The organism is Shigella sp. FC1967, assembly GCF_001743005.1.
Taxonomy (GTDB): domain Bacteria; phylum Pseudomonadota; class Gammaproteobacteria; order Enterobacterales; family Enterobacteriaceae; genus Proteus.
Window position 1 is genome coordinate 1 of the sequence record NZ_MIIZ01001001.1, and the last position, 1,355, is coordinate 1,355.

1 protein-coding gene is annotated in these 1,355 nt (G+C 38.6%); it reads left to right on the forward strand.

All coding sequences use genetic code 11. The annotated features are described in order from the left end of the window. Nucleotides 1-90: 90 nt before the first annotated feature. Nucleotides 91-1,355, forward strand: a 1,265-nt coding sequence (locus BHE89_RS17350) for a DUF637 domain-containing protein (protein ID WP_286146251.1), incomplete at its 3' end; no start/stop codon positions are given.

The window sequence follows — 1,355 nt, forward strand, 5'->3', positions numbered from 1 at the left end:
GGATATTAAATCCCAAAAAGAACAATCATTAACGGTTTTGCTTCTTTAGTTTCGTAAGCGACTGTTTCTTTAGTTGAAAACAAAGGCAATATCTCTAAACCCCTAGAGTCATTAGGTCGTAGTGACACTGTCAAGTCAGTCGTTACCAGTATGGTGGTTGCGGGGGCATTGCAAGGTCTTGACCAATTTATGGGTTGGGATCAGGCAATCCAAGGAGGAACCTTACCCTCAACAGGTAAGTTATTGCTTACTGATAACGCCACATGGGATCAAGTTGCACAGCGTGTTGCCTCGCATTCAATCGTTAGTTCAACCCTCGGTACGGCAATTCAAGGCGGTAGTTTTATTGATAATTTTAAAACCGCGCTATTAAGCAATATTGGCAGTCAATTTCACGCAGAAGGTGCCAATCTCATTGGTGATAACGGTGCGGTATTAGGGCATGCAGGAAAGGTGTTAAGCCATGCAACATTATCTGGTTTATCTGCCCAAATTAGTGGGGGAAATGTTAATGGTGCTGTTATAGGTAGCCTAGCTACTGAAATTGCGGCTATTTCTCTGGGTGATAATACTATTAAGGCTGAGGAGTGGCAGAAAAAATCAGAATCACAAGCTCAATTTGTTAGATTATTTGGTGGTATAGCAGGTGGTATTTTTACTGGTGAGCCTGGTGGTGTATATAGTGGTGAAAGAGGGGCTGAAAATAGTTTCCGTTACAATTATCTCTCTCACCATCAGCAAAAGTTAATGGAGAAAGAATTATCTACTGAAACTAATTATTTTAAAAAGACAGCAATTTATCTTAAATGGCTATCAGTAGATATAGGACAAGATACAGGGTTTAATGCAGGTCTTATAGCAGGTATACCAACAGGATTGTATGAAACGATTGAAGGGCTCGCTTCTCTTGCTACAAATCCACTCGAAACATACCAAGCTATTAAAGCAGTTATTCAAAGTGATAATGCTTTCGATACATTAACTCAAACAGTTAAACAATCGTATATCGAGCGTATTGAAAAACTGGAAGCAGAATATCAAAAAGCAGGTGTATCTGGTTCATTTAATGCGGGTGTTGAAAGCGGGAAACTTATTTTTGATCTCGTAGGCTTATTTGCTGGTGGTGCTGGAGTTGCGAAAGGAAGTTCTCAGCTTATAGCTAAGACATCAGCTAAGATTACCACAAGAAATAAATTGATTTCTTCTATAAAAAGTGGACAAGTAGGATTAAGTGATCCTGATGCAGTTGATTTAATAAAAGCTGATATGCTTAAAAACTTTTATAGCTATAAAGCTCCATCAGGTATTATTGCTGGTTATATAGACAAAAAGGGTATTTATTATGTAACGGAAGG